Raw genomic sequence first — 21,061 nt, forward strand, 5'->3', positions numbered from 1 at the left:
CGGCGGACCGTCGGGCCCGCCGAGGACCGGCGCGGCCCGACGGCCGGTCAGGCGTGAACGGGCCCGGGTGTGACAGCTCAAGGGGATGTGGCGCTGGAGAGAGTGAAATGAGTACGGGCAGCCAGGACTTCGACCGCGCCGCAGCGGAGCATTTGCTCGACGGCGCGGCGGACGGTCCGCACGCCGATCCCCTCGCCCGGCTCCTCGCCAGCGCCGCCGCGCCCGCCCAGGACTCGGAGCTGGCGGGCGAGGAGGCCGCCGTCGCCGCCTTCCGCGCCGCGTCCTCGGCGAGCGCCGCCGCGCCGCACGGGGCCGCCGCGCCGCACAGGGCCACGGCGTCGCACCGGGCGGGGCGGGGCCGTCCGCGGCTCGCCGGCGCGTTCACCGCGAAGATCGCTGCGGCGGTGCTGGTCACGGTGGTCGGCGGCGGGGTCGCGGTGGCGGCGGGGACGGGGACCCTGCCCCTGGGGCCCGCCGGTAAGGACACGTCCTCGTCCCGCAGACCGCTGTCCTCCCCGACCGCGCCCACGCCGGTTCCGCCGCGGCCGGGCGGCACGACGAACCCCTCCAAGGGGACGGCGGCCGACCCGAAACTGGTCGAGCAGTGCCGCGACTACGCGGGCCTGGACAACAACGACAAGGCGAAGGCGCTGCGTTCGCGGCGGTTCCACGACCTCGCCGAGGCGGCGGGCAGCAAGGGCCAGGTGGCCGGTTACTGCTCGCGGCTGCTGCGGCCGACGCCGCAGGGAAGCAACGGGGCGTCCACGCCGCGGAGCCCTGCGCAGAGCAGCCGTCCCCCCGTCGACACCAGGCCGACGGGCCGCGACGACAACAACGGCAACAAAAAGCCCAAGAGCACCCCGAGCCCCGGCTTCGGGGAGAAGCCCGATGGCGTCTCCCCGCACAGGCCGACCGGCCGTCCGTCGGGTTCCCACCGGCCTGGCCCGCGTCCCGACAAGCCCGGGTGGCCCGGACACGGGCCGGACGCACCCTGAGCCGGGTGGGGAGGCGGCTGTGCCCCCGAAGCCGCCTCCCCACCCCCTGACGGTGGTGTCAGCGCAGCGCGGCCAGGACGTGTCGGCGTACCGATGCCAGGGCGTCGGGGTCGGTGAGGGGGCGTCCCTGCGAATCGACGACGTAGAAGACGTCCACCGCCTCGGCACCGAGCGTGTCGACCTGGGCGGCGCGCACGAACAGGCCGCACTCCCCTAGGGCCTGCCCGATCCGCCACAGCAGGCCCGGGCGGTCGTGGGCGCGGACTTCCACGACGGTGGCGGTGCTGGACGCGTCGTGGACGATGCCGACGCGCGGGGGCGGCACGGTGATGCCGGGACGGACCCGCATGGACCGCGCGCGCCGTTCCAGGCGTTCGGCCACGTCGAGCCGGTCGGCGAGCATGCGCCGCAGGTCGGCTTCCAGCGCGGCGGGGTCGGGCGGTGTGCCGTACTCGGGGACGGCCGTGAAGTCCAGCACGGCGGTGTCGCGGGACGAGGCCGAGGGGGACGACACGGTTCGGGCCGAACGTACGACGAGCCTGTGCAGGGCCAGCACGCCCGCCGCGCGCCACAGCAGCCCGGGGCGGTCGGGGGCGGCGATGGTGACGCGCGACCCCGCGATGCGCACCGCGCCCCCGTCGTGGCGGGCCAGAGCCAGGGTTTCGGGGCCGAGCACAGGGGCGGGGGGCGGCGTCCCCCCGGACAGGGCGGCGGCGGTGCGGCGGGACAGCTCGGCCACCTGCCGGGCCTTCCAGCTCCCCCAGGCGGACGGGCCGGTGGCCTTGGCGTCGGCGACCGCCAGCGCCGACAGCAGCTCAAGGGTTTCGCGTTCCCGTCCCGGAACGGCCTCCAGCGCCCTGGTGACGGCCTGGACGGTGGCGGGGTCGTCGATGTCGCGGCGGGTGGCGGTGTCGGGCAGCAGCAGGTGGTGCCGGACGAGGGTCTCCAGCACGCGCACGTCGCCGTCCGCGAAGCCCATCCGGGCGCCCAGGTCGCGGGCCACGACGGCGCCGCCGGCCGAGTGGTCTCCGGGCCAGCCCTTGCCGATGTCGTGCAGCAGGGCGCCCACCAGCAGCAGGTCGGGCCGGGCGACCTCGCGGGTGAGCGCGGCGGCCTCGGCGGCGGCCTCCACCAGGTGCCGGTCGACGGTGAAGCGGTGGAACGGGTTGCGCTGTGGCCGGTTGCGGACGCGTTCCCAGTCGGGGATGAGCCGGACGATCAGCCCGGCCTGGTCCAGGGCCTCCCACACGCCGATGGCGGCGCCGCCCGCGCCCAGCAGGGCGACGAGGGCGTCGCGGGCCGCGTCGGGCCAGGGCGCGGACGGCAGCGCGGCGCGTTCGGCGAGCCGGTCGACCGTGGCGGGGGCCAGCGGCAGGCCCGCCTGGGCCGCCGCGGCGGCGACGCGCAGCACCAGGGCGGGGTCGTCGAGGTCGGCGCCCCGGGCGAGGACGACCTCGCCGTCGTGCTCGACGGCGCCGTCCCCCACCGGCTTGCGCTCCACCCCGCGCGCCACGCCGCGTCCCGGCGCCCGCCCGGTGCCCGCCCCAGCGCTCATCGCCGGGCCGGGACGGGCCTCGGTCTCGGCGGTGGGCGGCAGTGAGCGCGGGGTGCCGGTGCCGCGGCGGGAGGCGCAGAAGCGTTCGACGCGGCGCCACAGGTCGTCGCCCGCGTAGGTGATCGTCCGGGCGGCCTCGGCGACGGCGCGCAGCAGCACGTCGGCGTCGAGGAGGCCGAGGGCGTGCGCGACCGGTTCGTGCTCCTGGAGGACCAGCCGGTCGGTGGCGCGGCCGGTGACCTCGTGCAGCGCGTGCCGGACGTCCAGCAGCAGGCCGTGGGCGGCGCGGACGCGCTCGCCGGGCGCCGACGCCACCCAGGACGCCGCGACCGCCTGCATGACGTGCACGTCGCGCAGCCCGCCGTGCGCCTCCTTGACGTCGGGTTCCAGCAGGAACGCCAGCTCCCCCTGGGACCGCCAGCGCTCGCGGCACATGCCCGCCAGCTCGGCCAGCCGCCGGCCGGCGTCGGCCCGCCAGTCGGCCAGCACGGCGGCGCGCAGCTCGCCGACCAGGGCGCGGTCGCCGGCGATCGGACGGGCCGACAGCAGCCCGAGCGCCGCCTTCATGTCGGCGCGCGCCACGGCCCGCGCCTCGGTCACCGTGCGCACCGAGTGGTCCAGCCGCAGTCCCGCGTCCCAGATCGGATACCAGACCCGGTCGGCGATGTCGGCGATCTCGGGGTGGCCGTCGTGCACCAGCACCAGGTCCAGGTCGCCGCCCGGGGTCAGCTCGCGGCGGGCGTGGCTGCCCACCGCCAGCAGGGCCACCCCCCGCGCGGGGGCGTCCCGGTGCGGCACGCGCTCCCTTGCCAACAGACCGGTCAGCCAGCGGTCCAGCTCGTCGGCGCGCGCGGCCCGCGCAGCCGCCAGTGCTGCGCGGGCCGTGTCCGTGGTGCCGCCCGTGCCGGTCGCCGAACGGGTCTCCTCGATCTCTCCCCCGGATGTTCCGTGAACGAGGGCCACGCGGTGACCTACAGGGCCTCGGGGCCGGTCTCGCCGGTGCGCACGCGCACGACGGTCTCCACCGGGACGGCCCACACCTTGCCGTCGCCGATCTTGCCGGTCTGCGCGGCCTTGACGACCACGTCGATGACGTCGGCGGCGTCCTCGTCGTCGACGAGGATCTCCACGCGCAGCTTGGGCACCAGGTCGACCTTGTACTCGGCGCCCCGGTACACCTCGGTGTGCCCCTTCTGGCGGCCGTAGCCGCTGGCCTCGCTGACGGTCAGCCCCTTGACCCCGAAGGTCTCCAGGGCCGCCTTCACCTCGTCCAGCTTGAACGGCTTGATGACAGCGGTGACCAGCTTCATGCGTCGGCCTGCACCTTCTTGGTCGAAGCGGCGCCGCCCTCGGAGACGGCGGGGGACTTGTGGGACGCGGCCGCGGCCAGCGACGTCCCGGACGGCACACCGCCGAAATCGTAGGCGGTCTCGGCGTGCGTGGCGGTGTCGATCCCGCTCAGCTCCTCGTCCTCGGGGATCCGGAAGCCCATGACCAGGTCGATGACCTTGGCGATGACGAACGTCGCCACGAACGAGTAGGCGAGGGTGGCCACGACGGCCACCGCCTGCTTGCCCAGCAGCCCGAGCCCGCCGCCCGCCAGCAGCCCGTCGGCGCCGGCGTCGTTGACGGCCGTGGTGGCCAGGATGCCGATCAGCAGCGCGCCGACGATGCCGCCGACCATGTGGACGCCGACGACGTCCAGCGAGTCGTCGTAGCCCAGCTTGTACTTCAGGCCGACCGCGAACGCGCACACCGCGCCGGCGACCAGGCCGAGCGCGATCGCGCCGATCGGCGTGACGAACGCGCAGGCCGGGGTGATGGCGACCAGGCCCGCGACGATGCCGGAGGCCATGCCCAGCGTGGTGAACGCGCCGTCGCGCAGCTTCTCGACCACGATCCAGGCGAACCCGGCGGCGCAGGTCGCGACCATGGTGTTGATGAACGCCACCGCGGCGGTCTCGTTGGCGGCCAGCGCGGACCCGGCGTTGAACCCGAACCAGCCGAACCACAGCAGCGCGGCGCCCAGCAGCACGAACGGCAGGTTGTGCGGGCGGCTCGGCTCCTTCGGCCAGTTCTTGCGCCTGCCGAGGACCAGGGCGAGCGCCAGGGCCGCGACACCGGAGTTGATGTGCACCACCGTCCCGCCGGCGAAGTCCAGCGCTCCCAGGTCGAAGATCCACCCGGCCTTGTCGTCGCCGTTGGACCACCACACCCAGTGCGCGATCGGCAGGTACACCAGGGTCGCCCACACCACGGTGAACACCAGCCAGGCGCCGAACTTGGCGCGGTCGGCCACCGCACCGCTGATCAGCGCGACGGTGATGATGGCGAACGTCGCCTGGAAGGCCACGAACACCAGCTGCGGGATGCCCGAGCCGTCGTCGGCCGTGGCCGCCTTCTCCAGCCCGACCAGGCCCGCGTCGCCGAATCCCCCGATGAACGAGCTGAGCCCCCCTCCGTCGCCGAAGGCGAGCGAGTAGCCGTACACGACCCAGATCATCCCCACCACGGCGATGCTGGCGAAGCTCATCATCATCATGTTGAGCACGCTCTTGGCCCGGCTCATGCCGCCGTAGAAGAAGGCCACTCCGGGCGTCATGAGCAGCACGAGCGCCGTGCTCACCAGCATCCAGGCGGTACTGCCGCTATCGATCTTCATCTCGGGGAGAGTCCCTCCTCGACACGGAACTTGGACTGCTCAGAGCGTGTTAGGAAGCCGTTTCACCCGAAAGGCCCTTGTGTTTCTACGGTGTGAAACCCGCCACAGGGATGTTTCTGAAATGTTTCGAAACCCTCACCGGCCGTTGTTTCGCTTTTTCCGGCCGTCTTCGACGGACGTAACACGCCTTGACAGGCGTCCGAAACCAGCAAAGAAGAACGCCCCAGCGGCACCTGCGGTGCCACTGGGGCGTATGTGACGGAATCGTCCGGCGGACGGAGCGCCGGCTCAGTCCCCGAGAATGGCGTCGACGAACGCCTCCGGCTCGAACGGGGCGAGGTCGTCGGGCCCCTCGCCCAGCCCCACCAGCTTGACCGGGACGCCGAGCTCGCGCTGCACCTGCACGACGATGCCGCCCTTGGCGGTGCCGTCCAGCTTGGTGAGCACGATGCCGGTGACGTTGACGACCTCGGCGAACACGCGGGCCTGCTGCAGGCCGTTCTGGCCGGTGGTGGCGTCCAGCACCAGCAGCACCTCGTCCACCTCGGCCTGCTTCTCCACCACGCGCTTGACCTTGCCGAGCTCGTCCATCAGCCCGGTCTTGGTGTGCAGGCGCCCGGCGGTGTCGACGATCACCGTGTCGACCTTGGTGTCGATGCCGGTCTTGACGGCCTCGAACGCGACACTGGCGGGGTCGGCGCCCTCGTCGCGGCGCACCACCTCGGCGCCGACCCGCGAGCCCCACGTCACCAGCTGGTCGGCGGCGGCGGCGCGGAAGGTGTCGGCGGCGCCGAGCACCACGCTGTTGCCGTCGCCGACCAGCACGCGGGCCAGCTTGCCGCAGGTGGTGGTCTTGCCGGTGCCGTTGACGCCGACGACCAGCAGCACCGCCGGGCGGTTGCCGTGCCGCGCGGTGCGCAGCGAGCGGTCCAGGTCCGGGCCGATCTGCTTGACCAGCTCCTCCTTGAGCAGGGCGCGCACCTCCTCGGGGGTGCGGGCGCCCAGCACCTGCACGCGGGTGCGCAGGTCGTCGGTGATCTGCCGGGCCACGCTCACGCCGATGTCGGCGCCGATGAGCGTGTCCTCGATCTCCTCCCAGGCGTCCTCGTCCAGCGTCTCGCGCGACAGCAGGCCGAGCAGGGTGCGGCCGAAGGCGTTCTGCGACCGGGCCAGCCGCGCCCGCAGCCGCACCAGCCGTCCCGCCGACGGCGGCGGGACCTCGATCTCGGGCTTGGGCGGGGCGGGCGGCGCGGGCGGCGCCTCCACCGGCGGCGCGCGCTCAAGCGTCGTCGCCGCCCGATCCTCCTCCTCGACGGTGACGGTGCCGGCGCCCGTCACGGTGGGCGGCGCCGGAGGCTCGACGGGCGGGCGGGGCTTGCGGCGGCCGGGCCGCAAGAACAACACGCCGCCCACGACGAGCGCGAGGACGGTCAGCCCGGCGATGAGGATCAGATACTCCATAGCGTCCCCAGTTTTCCAGACCGGCGCCGATGCGCCGACCACCGGTCCACTACCCGCCCTGGGCGTCCATCCTCCAGTCGGCTCACGGTCATCCGGTCGTCTCGTCCGGGACAGGCCGGGCGGGCAGGCCGGGCGGGCTAGGCGGGCGGGCTAGGCGGGTTCGGGTTCGCGCAGGCGCTGGCTGACGACCTGGGTGACGCCGTCGCCGCGCATGCTGACGCCGTAGAGGGCGTCGGCGCCCTCCATCGTGCGCTTCTGGTGGGTGATGATGATGAGCTGGGAGTTCTCCCGCAGTTCCTCGAACACCGTGAGCAGGCGCTGGGTGTTGGTGTCGTCGAGGGCGGCCTCCACCTCGTCCAGCACGTAGAACGGGGACGGGCGGGCCTTGAACACCGCCACCAGGAACGCGATCGCCACCAGGGAGCGTTCGCCGCCCGACAGCAGCGACAGCCGCTTGACCTTCTTGCCGGGCGGGCGGGCGGCGACCTCCACGCCCGTTTCGAGCAGGTTCTCGGGGTCGGTGAGCGACAGGCTGCCCTCACCGCCGGGGAACAGCCGCACGAAGATCCGCTCGAACTCGCGGGCGGTGTCCTCGTAGGCGGTGCCGAAGACCTGCTGAACGCGGTCGTCGACCTCCTTGACGATGCCCAGCAGCTCGCGGCGGGTCTTCTTCAGGTCCTCCAGCTGGTTGGTGAGGAACGCGTGGCGTTCCTCCAGGGCGGCGAACTCCTCCAGGGCCAGCGGGTTGACCTTGCCGAGCTGGTTGAGCTGGCGTTCGGCGGTCTTGGCGCGCTTCTCCTGGGCCGCCCGGTCGTACGGGACGGGCCGGGCGTCCTCCCCCGCCTCGGGGCCGGGCGGGACGGGCTGGTCGGGCCCGTACTCGTTGATCAGCGCCTCGACCTCCAGGCCGAACTCCTCCAGCGCCCGCTGCTCCATCTGCTCCAGCCGCAGCCGCTGCTCGGCGCGGGCGACCTCGCTGCCGTGCACGACGTTGACCAGCCGTTCCAGGGTGCTCGACAGCTCCCGGACCTGGGTGCGCACCACCTTCAGCTCCGACTCGCGGGCCGCGCGGGCGCGTTCGGCGGCCTCGCGCTGCGCGACCGCCGCCGACAGCGACACCTCGATGCGGTCCAAGGACTGCCGGGCGCCCGACAGCACCGCCTGGGCGATCTTGGCCTGGCGTTGGCGGCGGGCGCGGCGGCGTTCGGCCCGGACGCGCTCCTCGCGTTCGCGGCGGGCGGCGCGTTCCAGCGCGTCGGCGCGGCCGGCGATGGCCTGGACGCGCTCCTCGGCGGTGCGGACCGCCAGGCGCGCCTCCATCTCGGCGGCGCGCAGCTCCTGGCAGCGGGCCGCCAGCTCGTCGCGGGCCTCGGTGTCGTGCCCGGCGTCGTCGGCGACCTCGGCGGCCTCCTCCGCTTCGGCCAGCCGCAGGGCCAGCTCCTCGGCGGCCTGGGCGTCGCGTCCCAGGGACTCGTTGGCCGCGTCCAGCGCCTTGGTGAGCCGCTCCACCTCGCCGCGCGCGGCGCGCACGCCCGCCTCCAGCCGGGCGGCGTGCTTGGCCTCCTGGGCGGCCTTGCTCTCGAACTCGCGCAGCCTGCCGCGGACGCGGTCCAGGTCGCTCTGGGCCTGGTTGACGCCCGACTGGGCCTGGTTGACGGCCGCCTGGGCGGCGTCCAGGGCGCTCTGGGCCTGCTGCTCGGCCTCGACGGCCTCGGCGAGGTCGGCGGCGCTGCGTTCGGCGGCGGCCTCGGCGGCGGCGAGGTCCTCGGTGGCCTGGTCGAGGGTGGCGCGCATCTGCAGCAGGCTCTGGGCGCCTCCGGCGGCGCCGCCCTGGGCCCAGTGGGCGCCGACGAGGTCGCCGTCGCGGGTGACGGCGCGCAGGCCCGGCTCGCGCCGGACGAGCTCGGCGGCGGCCGCCACGTCGTCCACCACGGCCACGTCGCGCAGCAGGTGCCGCAGGGCCGGACGGATCTCGTCGGGGACGGTCACCGCGTCGGCCGCGTAGTCGACGCCGGGGACGCGGTCGTCCGGCGGCGTCTCCACCCCGCCTCCGACGACCAGGCCGGCACGTCCCGCGTCGCGTGCGCGCAGCAGCGTCAGCGCGGCCTCCGCCGTGTCCAGCGAGCCGACCGCGATGGCCTCGGCGGCGCCGCCCAGCGCGGCGGCCACGGCCGTCTCGTAGCCGGGCCGCACGGTGAGCAGCGACGCCACCGTACCGAGGACGCCACGCAGGGAGCCGTCGGAGCCCGCGGCGAGCAGCGCCTCCCCGCCGTCGGCCGCCGACCCCAGGGTCAGGTTCAACGCCTCGATACGGGCCTGCAGGGCCGTCACGTTCTTCTGGGCGGCCTGGTCGGCCGAGCGGGCCGCCGCCACGGCCGCGCGGCCGGCCTTCAACTGCTGGCGGGGCCCGTCCACGGCGGCGCGGGCCTCCTCAAGGGCTTCCTTGGCGGTGGCCAGAGTCTCCTGGGCGAGCTCGTGTTCGGCAACGAGTTCGGGGTCCTCGACGACCTCGCCCTCGTACGCCTCGTACTCGGCCTGGGCCGCCTCCGCGCGTGCCTCGGCCTCGGCGCGGGCCTCGGCGAGACGGCCGATCTCCGACTCGCCCGCGTGGACCTTGCTGCGCAGCGCCTCCACACGTCCGCGCAACCGGGCCAGTTCCTCGCGGCGGTCGGCGGCGGCGCGCGCGGCGGCCTGCAGGCGGCGCTCCTCGGCGGCGAGGGCCTCCTCGGCGCCGGAGCGTTCGGCGACGGCGCCGTCCAGCCCGGCCTGGGCCTCCTCCAGGGCGGCGCGCTGCATCTCCTCCTGCTCGCGGATCTGCGCGGCCTCGCGCTCCAGCTCCTCCGGGTCGCGGCCGCGCCGCTCCTCCTCGTGCGCCTCGGTGGCGTTGCGGTGCCGTTCGGCGGCCAGGTCGGCGACGCCGCGCAGCCGTTCCCGCAGCGCCGACAGCTTGAACCAGGTGTCCTGGACCTGCGCCAGCTTGGGCGCCTCGATGGCCTCCTCGGCCTCCAGCTCGCCCTCGCGGCGCTGCGCCTCGGCCAGGGCGCGTTCGGTCTCGGCGCGCCGCTCCCGCACGGCGGCCTCGTCGGCGGCCTCCTGCTCCAGCCTGGTGCGCAGGGTGACCAGGTCGTCGGCGAGCAGCCGCAGCCGGGCGTCGCGCAGGTCGGCCTGGATGACCGCGGCCCGGCGGGCGATCTCGGCCTGCCGGCCGAGGGGCTTGAGCTGGCGGCGGAGCTCGCCGACCAGGTCCTGCACGCGCGTCAGGTTGGCCTGCATGGAGTCCAGCTTGCGCAGCGCCTTCTCCTTGCGCTTGCGGTGCTTGAGGACGCCGGCGGCCTCCTCGATCACCGCCCGGCGGCCCTCGGGGCCGGAGTGCAGCACCCGGTCCAGCTGCCCCTGCCCGATGATCACGTGCATCTCGCGGCCGATGCCGGAGTCCGACAGCAGCTCCTGGATGTCCAGCAGGCGGCACGGGTCGCCGTTGATGGCGTACTCGCTCTGCCCGGACCGGAACATCAGCCGGCTGATGGTGACCTCGGTGTAGTCGATGGGCAGGGCGCCGTCGGCGTTGTCGATGGTGAGGACGACCTCGGCGCGGCCCAGCGGGGGGCGGCTGGCGGTCCCGGCGAAGATGACGTCCTCCATCTTGCCGCCGCGCAGGGACTTGGCGCCCTGCTCGCCCATCACCCAGGCCAGCGCGTCGACGACGTTGGACTTGCCCGACCCGTTCGGCCCGACGACGCAGGTGATGCCGGGTTCGAACTTCAGGGTCGTGGAGGACGCGAAGGACTTGAAGCCGCGCAGCGTCAGGCTTTTCAGGTACACGCGCTCGCTGTCCTCCTCGACGGATCGCGCAGGGCCACGCCCCCGAAACGCTCTTTGTGCGGGCCGCCCCTACGTCCCCCAGACGGGCGGGCCCGTGTCGCATTCCCGGCGGCAGGGCCGGGAGCTTGTCGAACGATACCGGCCAAGACGCCCCTGGCCCGGCATCCGCGCTGCCGTTCCCTTCTAATGTGCCACGCCCGATGTGCCGGGGTCCGCCCGTATCAGCCGAACGTCGTCGGCGGAAACCGCGTTTACGGAAGCGGCGACCGGGGAGGGGGTCGGCACTGCCGACGCGGCGAGGGGCGCTGGTGGCCGGGCGTGGACGGCGCCGGCCCGGTCGAGGCCGGGGGTGCCGCCCGGCTACGGCCGTGCTGCCCTCGGCCGTCGCGGCGATCTTCCGTCCGTTCCGGCGGGACAGGCGGTCGCGAGGAAAGGGCGCTTCCGTTCGGTCGCGAAGGGACGCGGCGTCGCCCTGATGGTCTGCCGGATCCGGCGGCGGATGCCGTCACGTCCGGCGGGCGGGATGTCCGGCGGCTGCCACGACGGGCCGTACCGGATGCGACGCACCCCGGCCCACCTGGAGTTTCTCGGGCGGCACCGGGCCCGGCCGCAACGTCTCGCGCGGCGTGCCGAGGACGTGCCGCCCCGTGGGGAACATCACCAACGACCAGTAAAAAGGTGCAAAACAATAGGGACGCCCGACTCGGCGTCCCTGTGTTGTTTCGATGGAAAAGGCGCCGATCAGGTCAGCGCCGGTTCGCGGTCCTTCACCCCGAGCGAGATAACGTCGTCGTCTGCCGCCGAAGCGAGCGCGTCGTTCTCCGCCTGAAGCCGTACCAGCTCGGCTTCCAGATCACGTACGCGCTGCTGCAGGCGCCGCATCTCCGCGACCATCCGGGGGTCGGGACCGCCGACGTGGCCGAGTAGAGCCTTCGCCATGACTAAGGGTCCTCCACGCTGAGTAACCAGCAGGGATCGCGCACGAAGAGCAACGAAGTGTTGGTGCGCGTATCGTCTAGAGTCGCACCGGCCGGTGTCCTGGTCAAGACGCACATCACAGGCCGGTAACAACCTGTCGTCACTAGTTTAGCAGGTACAAACCGGAATTCCCTACCCGATCATCGGGTCCTCGTCCCGGCGTGCGCGCCGCCCGCCTTCCCGCAGGTCAGCGGCCCCGCCCCGGGACGCCGGTCAGCGCTCCTCGAAGCCGACGGCGCCCCGCGGCTCGCTCCAGCGCTCGGCGACGCCGGTCACCTGTCCGGGTGCGCCCGGGCCGCGCAGGAGCTCCAGCAGCCGCTCACAGGCCGTACGCGGCCCTTCGGCGACCACCTCCACCCGGCCGTCCCGCAGGTTGGTGGCGCTGCCCGCCAGGCCCAGCTCCAGCGCCCGGGACCGCGTCCACCAGCGGAACCCCACGCCCTGCACCCGGCCCCGCACCCACGCGGTCAGCCGCACCGTCGCCTCGTCGGTCACAGCCCTCCCCCACGGCCCTTCAGTAGCGCGCCCGGCGGGGACGCGGCTGGCACTTCGGGCAACTGTAGGACGAGCGGTTCATGAACGCGTCGCGCCGGATCGGCGAGCCGCAGCGCCGGCACGGCTCGTCCCTGCGCCCGTACACGTCCAGGGAGCGGTCGAAGTAGCCGCTCTCGCCGTTGACGTTGACGTAGAGGCTGTCGAACGAGGTGCCGCCCACCGCCAGCGCCGCCGTCATGACCTCGCGCGCCGCCTCCAGCAGGCGCCGCACCTCGGCGCGGGTGAGGGTCTCGGTGGGACGCGCCCAGTGCAGCCGCGCCCGCCACAGCGCCTCGTCGGCGTAGATGTTGCCCACGCCGCTGACCAGCGACTGGTCCAGAAGGGCCCGCTTGACCCCGGTGTGCCTGCGGCGCAGCGCCCGGTAGAACGCCTCGTCGTCGAAGGCGTCCTCCAGCGGGTCGGCCGCGATGTGCGCGATCGGTTCCGGGACGGACGCCATCGTCGCCACCGCCACCGACGGGGCGAAGGCGTCGGGCACCAGCTCGGTCAGCATCAGGTGGCCGAACGTCCGCTGGTCGACGAACCGCAGGTCGTGCCCGTCGTCGTCGAACACGATCCGTATCCGCAGGTGCTTCTCCAGGGCCCGGCCGGGGTCCCCGACGAGCAGCTGCCCGCTCATGCCCAGATGGGCCAGCAGCGCCTCGCCCGCGCCGTCGCCGGACGCGCTCCCCGGGCCGGTCAGGGGCAGCCACAGGTACTTGCCGCGGCGGCGCGGGACGTCCACCGTGCGGCCGGGCAGGCGGGCGGCGAAGTCGTCGGGGCCGGGGACGTGGCGGCGCACCGCGCGCGGGTGCAGCACCTCGGCGGACCTGATCGTGCGGCCGGCCACATGGCGTTCCAGCCCGCGCCGGACGACCTCGACCTCGGGCAGCTCAGGCATTCCGGGCCCCCGGGGCGTGCACGGCGAATCCGATCATGTCGCCAGACTACGGGCGCCCGGACGTGCCCGCGCCGTCGTCGGCGGCGCCGTTGCCGGAGACGTCGCGCGCGCCGCCGCCCGGCGCGTCCCGCTCGGGTCCGTTGGCGGCCTCCCGCCGCACGGCCATCTCGCGGATGGCGTTCCAGGCGGCCTCGGCGGCGTGCTGCTCGGCCTCCTTCTTGCTGCGGCCCTCGCCCGAGCCGTAGGTGACGCCGCCGACCCGCACGGACGCGCGGAAGGTCTTCTGATGGTCGGGCCCGCTCTCGGCGACGTGGTACTCGGGCACGCCCAGCTCCTCGACCGCGGTCAGCTCCTGCAGCGAGGTCTTCCAGTCCAGGCCCGCGCCCAGGCCCGCCGAACGGGCGATCAGCGGGTCGAACAGCCGGTGCACCAGCGCGGACGCCTCGTCCAGGCCGCGGTCCAGGTAGACGGCGCCGATCAGCGCCTCCAGGGTGTCGGCGAGGATGGACGCCTTGTCGCGGCCGCCGGTGCCCTCCTCGCCCCGGCCGAGCCGGATGTGGGCGCCCACGCCCAGCGACCGCGCCACGCCCGCCAGGGCCCGCATGTTGACCACGGCGGCGCGCAGCTTGGCCAGCTGCCCCTCGGGCAGGTCGGGGTGGCCGCGGAACAGGGTGTCGGTGACGACCAGGCCCAGCACCGAGTCGCCGAGGAACTCCAGGCGCTCGTTGGTGGGCAGGCCGCCGTTCTCGTAGGCGTACGAACGGTGCGTCAGCGCCCGTTCCAGCAGTTCGTCGGAGACGTCCACGCCGAGCGCGGCGACGAGTTCGGCGCGGTCGGCGGGCACGGGTTCGGGTTTCTTGGCGCTCACAGGCCCTCCTCGCAAGGCCCCGCAGCCGCGTGCGCCGCGGCTGCCGTCACGGCGGGCGACCGGCCGGACGGCACGGGACGGTGCGGCGAGGAGAGTTCCGCGAAGACGAGGTGCGCGCCGGTCGACCGGCCCAGGGGGCCTTTCCCGGCGTGCACCACGGCCTCGGGCGCCCGTCCCCGACCTCGCTCGCCCGCGCCGGACCCGGCCCGCCGGGTGGTCGATGGCGAAAGCACCTCAAGGGGCGGCCGCGCCGCGCGCGGATCCGCCCCCCGTGGTACGTAGGTCAGGCCGACGGGGTGATGACCTGCCGCCGGTCGTAGGTGCCGCACGTCTGGCACGCGACGTGCGGGAGCTTCTTGTCGCGGCACGTCGGGCACTCGATCAGGTTCGGCGCGGTGGCCTTCCACTGCGCACGCCGGTGCCGCGTGTTGCTGCGCGACTTCTTCCGCTTGGGGACGGCCACGTCAGCCCTCCTGCTTTCCTTCTCGTCGGTCGTGTGGTCCGCTCCCGCCCGGAGGCAGATCCGGGGGAAGCAGGCCCCGAAGGGCCTCCCACCTGGGGTCGGCCGCCTCGTGGCGGTGCTCCGGGCCGACGTCGGCCAGCCGCGCGCCGCAGTCCGGGCACAGCCCCGGGCAGTCCTCCCGGCACAGCGGGGACAGCGGCAGCGCCAGCACCACCGCGTCCCGCAGCACGGGTTCGAGGTCGATGAGGTCGTCCTCGAGTCGGAGCTCGTCGTCCTCCGCGTGCCCGCCGGAGCGGGTGTCAGGATAGACGAACAGCTCCTGGAAGTCCGCCTCGAAGGTCGAGGCGATCGGGTCCAGGCAGCGCGCGCACTCCCCCTCCAGGGGCACGCGCACCGTCCCGGTCACGAGCACGCCCTCCAGCACCGCCTCGAACCGCAGGTCCAGTTCCAGGTCCGCGCCCTCGGGAACGCCCACCATCTCGACGCCGAAATCCTCCGGGGCGGGCACGACCAGGGTCTCCTCACGCGACGACCCGGGTTGCCGGCTCAGCGCTCGGGTGTCGAGCACCAGCGGGCGGGTCGAGTCGAGGCGGGACAGAGGATTCCTACTTTCGTGACGCATGGTGGATCACGGCCGTCGCTCCAGGCCGATTTCCCAGGGTACCGAACCGTACGGCCAGCACCCAACTCAGGGCGACTCGGGGCGTCCGGCGCCGGTTCAGGCGGTGGGCTCCTGGAGGCGTTCGACGAGCCGCTCGTGGACGATGTCGGGCACCAGCCCGGAGATGTCCCCGCCGAACCGCACGACCTCCTTCATGAGGCTGGACGACAGGAACGCGTACTCGGGGTTGGTGGCCATGAACAGCGTCTCCACCCCGGCGATGCGGTGGTTCATCTGCGCCATCTGCAGCTCGTACTCGTAGTCGCTGACGGCGCGCAGCCCCCGGACGATCACCGGGATGTTCTGCTCCCGGCAGTAGTCGACGGTCAGGCCGTAGAACTTGTCCACCTTGACGTTGCCGTACTCCTTGGTGACCTCGGCGATCATGTCGACGCGCTCGTCGACGGTGAACAGGCTCTTCTTGGCTTTGTTGATCAGAACGGCGACGACCACCTCGTCGTAGAGGCGGGAGGCCCGGCTGATGATGTCGAGATGCCCATTGGTGACGGGGTCGAACGATCCCGGACAGACGACACGGCGCACGAGGTTAGCCCCTTCGGTCCCGCGGTTGCGACCTGCGGCGCGACCGTACCAAACCGCGTTCGGTGCGCTTTCACCCGGGCTCCTGCCCCGCCCGCGGCCGGCCACACCCGGCTTCCGGCTAGCCGAGGGCCGCGATGACGCGGGCCGCGATGGGGCCGGAGTTGATGCCGTATCCGGGGGCCTCGGTCATCACCGCGACGGCATAGCGGGGGTCGGAGCGCGGACCGAAGCCGATGAACCACCGGTCGTTGTACGAGGCGCCCTCCACGTCGGCGGTGCCGGTCTTACCGCCCAGCACGGCGCTGCCTTGCAGGGTCTTTCCGGTACCTTCCCGCACCACGGCCTCCATCATGTCGCGCATCCGCCGGGCCTGGTCGGCGGAGAGGGCGCGGCCCAGGCGGCGCGGCCGGGTCTTCTCCACCGGCGACCCGTCGGCGCCCAGCAGCCGGTCCACCAGGTACGGCTTCATGACCTGCCCGTCGTTGACCGCCGCGGCCGCGACCATGGCCATCTGCAGCGGCGTGGCGACGGTGCTGCCCTGCCCGATCGCGCCCAGCGCGGCCAACGCGGGCTGGTCGGTGCGCGGGTAGGAGCTGGCCGCGCTGTTCACGCCGTCGGCGATCGCGATGCGGCCGCCGAAGCCGAACCTGGCCGCCTGGTCGGCCACGGCGGCGTTGCCGGGCTGCTCGGCCCCCATGTACGCGAACGTGGTGTTGCAGGACTGGGCGAAGGCGTCGATCAGCGGGATGGCCGCCTGGTCGCACTGGCCGCCGATGTCGGCGGCGTCGTTGTTGATCGCCTGTCCGGCGCCCCTCGGCCGGTAGGCGCGGCCCGCCCGGACCCGGGTGTCCTCGTCGGCGCCCGCGGTCATCGCGGCCGCCGCGACGACGGCCTTGAACGTGGATCCGGGCGGGAACAGCTCGCCGGTCGCCTTGTTCAGCATCGGCTTGAGAGGGTCGGCGTTGAGCCTGCGGAACGCCGCGTCGGCCCGCCCGGCGTCCAAGGTCGACACCTCGTTGGCGTCGTAGGACGGCGTGGACGCCAGCACCAGAACGGCGCCGGTGGACGCGTCGAGCGCGACGGCGGCGCCGCGCCGGGCCCCGGAGGCGGCCAGCGCCTGGTAGGCGGCGCGCTGGGCGTCCGGGTCGACGGTGGCCTCCACCGTGCCGCCCGGGATCTTCTTGCCGAGGATCCGGTCGACCAGGCTGGTGGTGGCCAGGCGGGGGTCGGTGCCGTCCAGGATGTGGTTGCCCGCGTCCTCCAGGCCGCTCTGGGAGAACCGCGAGAAGTATCCGGTGACCGGCGCGAACACCCTGCTGTCCAGGTAGCGGCGCTGGTAGGTGCGCTCGCCGGGCACCTGCCGCGACCAGGCGAGCCGCTCGCCGCCCGCCACGATCGGCCCGCGCGCGATCTTGTTGCGGTTCTGGAACTGCCGCGCGTTGAGCCGGTCGTCGCGCAGGTTCTGGGCGTCGAAGCCCTGGAGGTAGGTGACGTTGGCCATGAGCGCGAGCACCATGACGACCGTGAGGACCCAGGTCCGCCTCACTGCCTTGTCGGTGCCGCGCATCATCCGGAGCCATACCCCCAGGGGCGCCGGTTGCTCCTACGACCGCTCCACGGCGCGGCCGTACCAGAACACGGCCTCACCGTAACGCCGGTCCCGCTCGGCGAGATAGCCCTCGGGCCACTGGGGCGGGGCGCCGCGTGCCGCTCGTTCGACGACGACGAGGGCGTCGGGGGCCGTCCACTGCTGGTCCCGCAGCGTCTCCAGGAGACTCGTCACGGCGTCGTCGGACAGCGCGTACGGGGGGTCGGCGAAGACGAGGTCGTACGGCTCGTCCGGGGGGCGCCGTACGACGCGTTCCACCCGGTCGGCGCAGACGCGCGCACCCGGCAGGCCCAGGGCGGCCACGTTCTCCCGGATGACTTTGACCGCGCGCGGATGCGACTCCACCAGCAGCGCATGCGCGGCGCCCCGGGACAGCGCCTCCAGGCCGACGGCGCCCGATCCCGCGTACAGGTCGACGACGCGCAGCCCGTCCAGCGGCCCGAGCAGCGCGCCGATGGTGGAGAAAAGCCCCTCCCGGGCGCGGTCGCTGGTAGGCCGCGTGTCCCGCCCCGCCGGCACGACCAGCCGCCGCCCGCCGGCACTCCCCGCAATGACCCTCGTCATGCCCTCAGTATCGCGGCGCTCGGATGGCGGCCGTGAGATAAGGCGGGCGAGGCGTCCCCACCCCAGGACGCCCCGCCCACGCCGGTATCGGGCCCGTGCCGGGCCCGTGTGCGCCGCCGGCCGTCAGGCCAGCGCCCAGCGGACCTGCGTGCGCACACCCGGATCCGGATCGGCCAGCGCCTCGGTGAGGGCGGTGAGCACGTCCGGTCGGTGCGAAGCCCATCGTTCCAGAGACTGGACCGCTGCGCGTCGCACGTCCACGATACGGTCACGCAGCGCCCGCACGAGCGGCGGGACCGCCGTTTCCGGGTCGTCGGCGGCGCCCAGGGCCAGCGCCGCGCGTCGCCGCACCTGCCAGCTGGGGTGGGCGAGGGCGGTGACGACGCGTCCGGCCAGCGGCTCGGGCACGCGCAGCCCGGCGGCGGCGTCCAGCGCGGCCATCCGCACCACCGGGTCGTGGTCGGCGAGCAGGTGCTCCAGGGCGGGCAGCCCGGCGGGCCGGGCCAGCCTGGCGAGTCCCTCGGCGACCGCGACCCGCACCTCCCGCGCCGGGTCGTCGGCGGCGTCGGCGACCTCCGCCGCGGCGCGCAGGGCGACGAGCCCGAGGACGGCCTGTACCCGCAGGTGCGGCTCCCCGTCGTGCAGACCCTGCGCGTACAGCTCGCAGGCCGTCTGGGTGAGGACGGCCAGCACCTCGGCGGCGGCCTCGCGCACATACGGGTCAACGCTGTGGGACCGAGCCAGCAGCAGCGCCTCGACGCCCTCCTCCCCGAGGTACAGCTCGGGCAGGTCGCGCAGCGCGTCGGCGGCGACGCGGCGGACGCCGGGATCGGCGTCGGCCAGCGCCCAGGCGAAGGTGTCGCCTGCGGCCAGCGGGGCGCGGCCGGCGCGGGCCCTCCCGGCCAGGGCGTGAAGGGCGGCGGCGCGCACCTCTGGTTCGGGGTCGCGCAGGAGCCCGTCCAGCTCGGCGGGCCCGCTGTGGTCGGTGGTCGTCATGGGGGAATGCCTCCGGTGCCGTCGGAACCTGTGGACCTCGGTTCAGCGGCGCGGACACAACGCGCTGGCCTGGCGCCGGAAGTCGACGTGCAGGCGCGCGGTGAGGGGCCGGATCGGAGACACGACCCCATCGTCATCGAAAAAACCCACCAAGTCAACCTATTAAATAGGAAATCCTCGCCATGGCGTCCGTCACAGGACCGGACGCGGCCCGTGCCAGGTCAGGCCTTCTCCAGGTAGTCGGCGCGGTCCTCGTCCAGGAGGGCGGCCAGCTCGTCGGCGAGCGCGGGATGCCCGGCCAGATCGGGATCCTCGTCCACCAGCCGCGTGGCCTCCTCGCGGGCGGCGCGGATGACGTCCTCGTCGCGCTGCAGCGTGAGCAGCCGCAGGCTGGACGAGCGCCCGGCCTGCGCCGCGCCGAGCACGTCGCCCTCCCGGCGCTGCTCCAGGTCCAGCCGGGACAGCCGGAACCCGTCGGTGGTGGAGGCCACCGCGTCCAGCCGCTCACGCGACCCGCTGCCGGGCTCGGCGTCGGTGACCAGCAGGCACAGGCCGGGCAGGGTGCCGCGGCCGACGCGGCCGCGCAGCTGGTGCAGCTGGGAGACGCCGAACCGGTCCGCGTCCATGATCACCATGACGGTGGCGTTCGGCACGTCCACGCCGACCTCGATGACCGTGGTGGCCAGCAGCACGTCCAGCTCCCCCGCCGCGAAGCGGCGCATGACCGCGTCCTTCTCGTCGGGGTGCAGCTTGCCGTGCAGGACGCCGATGCGCAGCCCGGCCAGCAGGTCGCCCTCCAGCCGGGGCAGCAGCTCCATGATCCCCAGCGGGGAGCGCCGTTCGGCCTCGTCCTCGGCCACCACCGGGGCGTCGTCCTCGGCGCCCTCCTGCTCGCCGATGCGCGGGCAGACGATGTAGATCTGGCGGCCCTGCCGCGCCTCCTCCTTGATGCGCTCCCAGATGCGGGCGAAGTACGCGGGCTTCTCCGGGGGCACCACGTGCGTGCGGATCTCCGACCGCCCCTCCGGCAGCTGCCCCAGCACCGAGGTCTCCAGGTCGCCGAACACCGTCATCGCGACCGTGCGGGGGATCGGCGTGGCGGTCATGACCAGCACGTGGGGCCGCCCCCCGGACACCTTCTCGCGCAGCGCGTCGCGCTGCTCGACCCCGAACCGGTGCTGCTCGTCCACCACCACCAGGCCCAGGTCGGCGAACTGCACGTGCCCCTGCAGCAGCGCGTGCGTCCCGACGACGATGCCCGCGGCGCCGGACGCCACGTCCAGCAGCGCCTCCTTGCGGGCCTTGGCGCCCTGCGACCCGGTCAGCAGCGCCACCCGGGTGGCGTGGTCGGCCCCGCCGATCTGCCCGGCCTGGGCCAGCTCCCCGAGCATCCCGGTGATCGACCGGTAGTGCTGCTGCGCCAGCACCTCGGTCGGCGCCAGCAGCGCCGCCTGCCCGCCCCCGTCCACCACCTGCAACATCGCCCGCAACGCCACGATCGTCTTGCCCGCGCCGACGTCGCCCTGCAGGAGGCGGTGCATGGGGTGCTCGCGGGCCAGGTCCGCGGCGATCTCGTCGCCGACCTGGCGCTGGCCCTTGGTGAGCTCGAACGGCAGGCGGGCGTCGAAGGCGTCGAGCAGGCCGTCCGCGACGGGGGGACGCGCCTTGGCGGGCAGGGCGCTCGCGGCACGGCGGCGCCGGGCCAGCGCGATCTGCAGGACGAACGCCTCGTCCCACTTCAGCCGTTTGCGGGCGCGGCCGAGCTCCTCCCAGTCGCGGGGGCGGTGGATGCCCTCGTACGCCTCGCGCAGGCCGACGAAGCCGTAGCGGCGCCGGATCGGCTCGGGCAGCGGGTCGTCGCCCAGCCCCAGGCCGTCGAGGTTGTCCAGCAGGACCCCGACGGACTTGCCGATCGTCTCGATGTCCAGGCCCTTGGTGGAGGGGTAGATCGGGATGATCTCGTCGGCCCACTCCTGGGCGGCCTCCTCGGCGTCGCGCGCCGCGACCACCTTGTACTGGGGGTGGGCCAGCTGGCGCTGCACGCGGCCGCTGCGCGGGCGGTAGGTGCTGATCTTCCCGGCGAACAGGCCGCGGGTGCCCGGCGACAGCTCCCGTTCGGGCCGGTAGGAGCCCTTGCGGCCGAAGAAGCTCAGCTTCAGCTCGCCGGTGCCGTCGGTGACGGTGATCTCCAGGACGTAGCCGGGGCTGCGGCTCAGCGTGCGGCCCTGCACCTTGACGACCTCGGCCATCACCGTGACATGCTCGCCGTCCTGCAGGTCGTTGAGCGGGGTGAGCTCGCCGCGGGTGGCGTACCGGCGCGGATAGTGGTGCAGCAGGTCGCCGACGGTCTGCAGGTCCAGGCCCTTGTCCAGCACCTTGGCCGTCCTGTCCCCCAGGACCTTGCGCAACGGCTCGTCGAGTTTCGCCACGTCCCCCTTTCTACCGCGCG

Annotated in this window: 17 protein-coding genes; 1 reads left to right on the forward strand and 16 read right to left on the reverse strand. The window is 74.0% G+C overall.

Translation table 11 applies throughout. The annotated features are described in order from the left end of the window. Window positions 1-107 precede the first annotated feature (107 nt). Entirely contained in the window at window positions 108-995 is an 888-nt protein-coding gene (locus tag ABD811_RS11655) for a hypothetical protein (protein WP_344945188.1), read from the forward strand. A gap of 58 nt (window positions 996-1,053) precedes the next feature. Here the strand turns inward: ABD811_RS11655 and ABD811_RS11660 are convergent, their stop codons facing one another. From ABD811_RS11660 to recG, 16 genes are all read right to left on the reverse strand, one after another. After that, window positions 1,054-3,513 carry a [protein-PII] uridylyltransferase gene (locus ABD811_RS11660; protein WP_344945191.1) on the reverse strand — a complete coding sequence of 820 codons (2,460 nt, stop codon included), beginning with the start codon at window positions 3,511-3,513 and terminating at the stop codon, window positions 1,054-1,056. A gap of 8 nt (window positions 3,514-3,521) precedes the next feature. Continuing rightward, window positions 3,522-3,860 (reverse strand): P-II family nitrogen regulator, encoded by a 339-nt coding sequence (locus ABD811_RS11665; protein WP_285493269.1) that lies wholly within the window; start codon window positions 3,858-3,860, stop codon window positions 3,522-3,524. Further along, window positions 3,857-5,212, reverse strand: coding sequence for an ammonium transporter (locus tag ABD811_RS11670; RefSeq protein WP_344945195.1), 1,356 nt, complete (start codon window positions 5,210-5,212; stop codon window positions 3,857-3,859). The genes ABD811_RS11665 and ABD811_RS11670 overlap by 4 nt, the downstream gene beginning before the upstream one ends. A gap of 288 nt (window positions 5,213-5,500) precedes the next feature. Further along, complete coding sequence (gene ftsY / locus ABD811_RS11675; RefSeq protein ID WP_344945198.1) at window positions 5,501-6,673, reverse strand: signal recognition particle-docking protein FtsY; 1,173 nt, start codon at window positions 6,671-6,673, stop codon at window positions 5,501-5,503. 150 nt (window positions 6,674-6,823) lie between these two features. Next, window positions 6,824-10,495, reverse strand: coding sequence for a chromosome segregation protein SMC (gene smc / locus ABD811_RS11680; RefSeq protein WP_344945201.1), 3,672 nt, complete (start codon window positions 10,493-10,495; stop codon window positions 6,824-6,826). Between the two features lie 741 nt (window positions 10,496-11,236). Next, window positions 11,237-11,434 (reverse strand): hypothetical protein, encoded by a 198-nt coding sequence (locus tag ABD811_RS11685; protein WP_344945204.1) that lies wholly within the window; start codon window positions 11,432-11,434, stop codon window positions 11,237-11,239. Window positions 11,435-11,686: 252 nt separating this feature from the next. Continuing rightward, complete coding sequence (locus ABD811_RS11690; RefSeq protein ID WP_344945206.1) at window positions 11,687-11,968, reverse strand: acylphosphatase; 282 nt, start codon at window positions 11,966-11,968, stop codon at window positions 11,687-11,689. A 19-nt stretch (window positions 11,969-11,987) separates the two neighbouring features. Next, window positions 11,988-12,908: a bifunctional DNA-formamidopyrimidine glycosylase/DNA-(apurinic or apyrimidinic site) lyase gene (gene mutM / locus ABD811_RS11695; RefSeq protein ID WP_344945208.1), complete on the reverse strand. Its 921-nt coding sequence runs from the start codon at window positions 12,906-12,908 to the stop codon at window positions 11,988-11,990. Between the two features lie 46 nt (window positions 12,909-12,954). Further along, entirely contained in the window at window positions 12,955-13,752 is a 798-nt protein-coding gene (gene rnc / locus ABD811_RS11700) for a ribonuclease III (protein ID WP_344945506.1), read from the reverse strand. Between the two features lie 307 nt (window positions 13,753-14,059). Next, window positions 14,060-14,239 (reverse strand): 50S ribosomal protein L32, encoded by a 180-nt coding sequence (rpmF, locus tag ABD811_RS11705; protein ID WP_344945211.1) that lies wholly within the window; start codon window positions 14,237-14,239, stop codon window positions 14,060-14,062. A gap of 1 nt (window position 14,240) precedes the next feature. Further along, entirely contained in the window at window positions 14,241-14,861 is a 621-nt protein-coding gene (locus tag ABD811_RS11710; protein WP_425549394.1) for a YceD family protein, read from the reverse strand. Between the two features lie 96 nt (window positions 14,862-14,957). Then, window positions 14,958-15,443, reverse strand: a complete 486-nt coding sequence (gene coaD / locus ABD811_RS11715; RefSeq protein ID WP_344945217.1) for a pantetheine-phosphate adenylyltransferase — start codon at window positions 15,441-15,443, stop codon at window positions 14,958-14,960. A gap of 118 nt (window positions 15,444-15,561) precedes the next feature. Then, on the reverse strand, window positions 15,562-16,989 hold the full coding sequence (locus ABD811_RS11720) for a penicillin-binding transpeptidase domain-containing protein (RefSeq protein WP_344945221.1): 1,428 nt from the start codon (window positions 16,987-16,989) through the stop codon (window positions 15,562-15,564). A 57-nt stretch (window positions 16,990-17,046) separates the two neighbouring features. Further along, the gene (gene rsmD, locus ABD811_RS11725; protein ID WP_344945224.1) at window positions 17,047-17,616 is read right to left on the reverse strand and encodes a 16S rRNA (guanine(966)-N(2))-methyltransferase RsmD; all 570 of its coding nucleotides are present in this window, start codon (window positions 17,614-17,616) and stop codon (window positions 17,047-17,049) included. 123 nt (window positions 17,617-17,739) lie between these two features. Beyond that, window positions 17,740-18,612: a HEAT repeat domain-containing protein gene (locus ABD811_RS11730; RefSeq protein WP_344945226.1), complete on the reverse strand. Its 873-nt coding sequence runs from the start codon at window positions 18,610-18,612 to the stop codon at window positions 17,740-17,742. A 221-nt stretch (window positions 18,613-18,833) separates the two neighbouring features. Beyond that, complete coding sequence (recG, locus tag ABD811_RS11735) at window positions 18,834-21,041, reverse strand: ATP-dependent DNA helicase RecG (RefSeq protein ID WP_344945231.1); 2,208 nt, start codon at window positions 21,039-21,041, stop codon at window positions 18,834-18,836. Between the last annotated feature and the right edge of the window lie 20 nt (window positions 21,042-21,061).

Source organism: Actinomadura miaoliensis, from assembly GCF_039536785.1.
Classification (GTDB): Bacteria; Actinomycetota; Actinomycetes; order Streptosporangiales; family Streptosporangiaceae; genus Spirillospora; species Spirillospora miaoliensis.

Excerpts from the sequence above, each read along its gene's own strand:
- ABD811_RS11655 (WP_344945188.1), top strand. The coding sequence starts at position 108 with ATGAGTACGGGCAGCCAGGACTTCGACCGCGCCGCAGCGGAGCATTTG.
- ABD811_RS11665 (WP_285493269.1), bottom strand. The coding sequence starts at position 3,860 with ATGAAGCTGGTCACCGCTGTCATCAAGCCGTTCAAGCTGGACGAGGTG.
- ABD811_RS11670 (WP_344945195.1), bottom strand. The coding sequence starts at position 5,212 with ATGAAGATCGATAGCGGCAGTACCGCCTGGATGCTGGTGAGCACGGCG.
- ftsY (WP_344945198.1), bottom strand. The coding sequence starts at position 6,673 with ATGGAGTATCTGATCCTCATCGCCGGGCTGACCGTCCTCGCGCTCGTC.
- ABD811_RS11685 (WP_344945204.1), bottom strand. The coding sequence starts at position 11,434 with ATGGCGAAGGCTCTACTCGGCCACGTCGGCGGTCCCGACCCCCGGATG.
- mutM (WP_344945208.1), bottom strand. The coding sequence starts at position 12,908 with ATGCCTGAGCTGCCCGAGGTCGAGGTCGTCCGGCGCGGGCTGGAACGC.
- ABD811_RS11710 (WP_425549394.1), bottom strand. The coding sequence starts at position 14,861 with ATGCGTCACGAAAGTAGGAATCCTCTGTCCCGCCTCGACTCGACCCGC.
- rsmD (WP_344945224.1), bottom strand. The coding sequence starts at position 17,616 with ATGACGAGGGTCATTGCGGGGAGTGCCGGCGGGCGGCGGCTGGTCGTG.
- ABD811_RS11730 (WP_344945226.1), bottom strand. The coding sequence starts at position 18,612 with ATGACGACCACCGACCACAGCGGGCCCGCCGAGCTGGACGGGCTCCTG.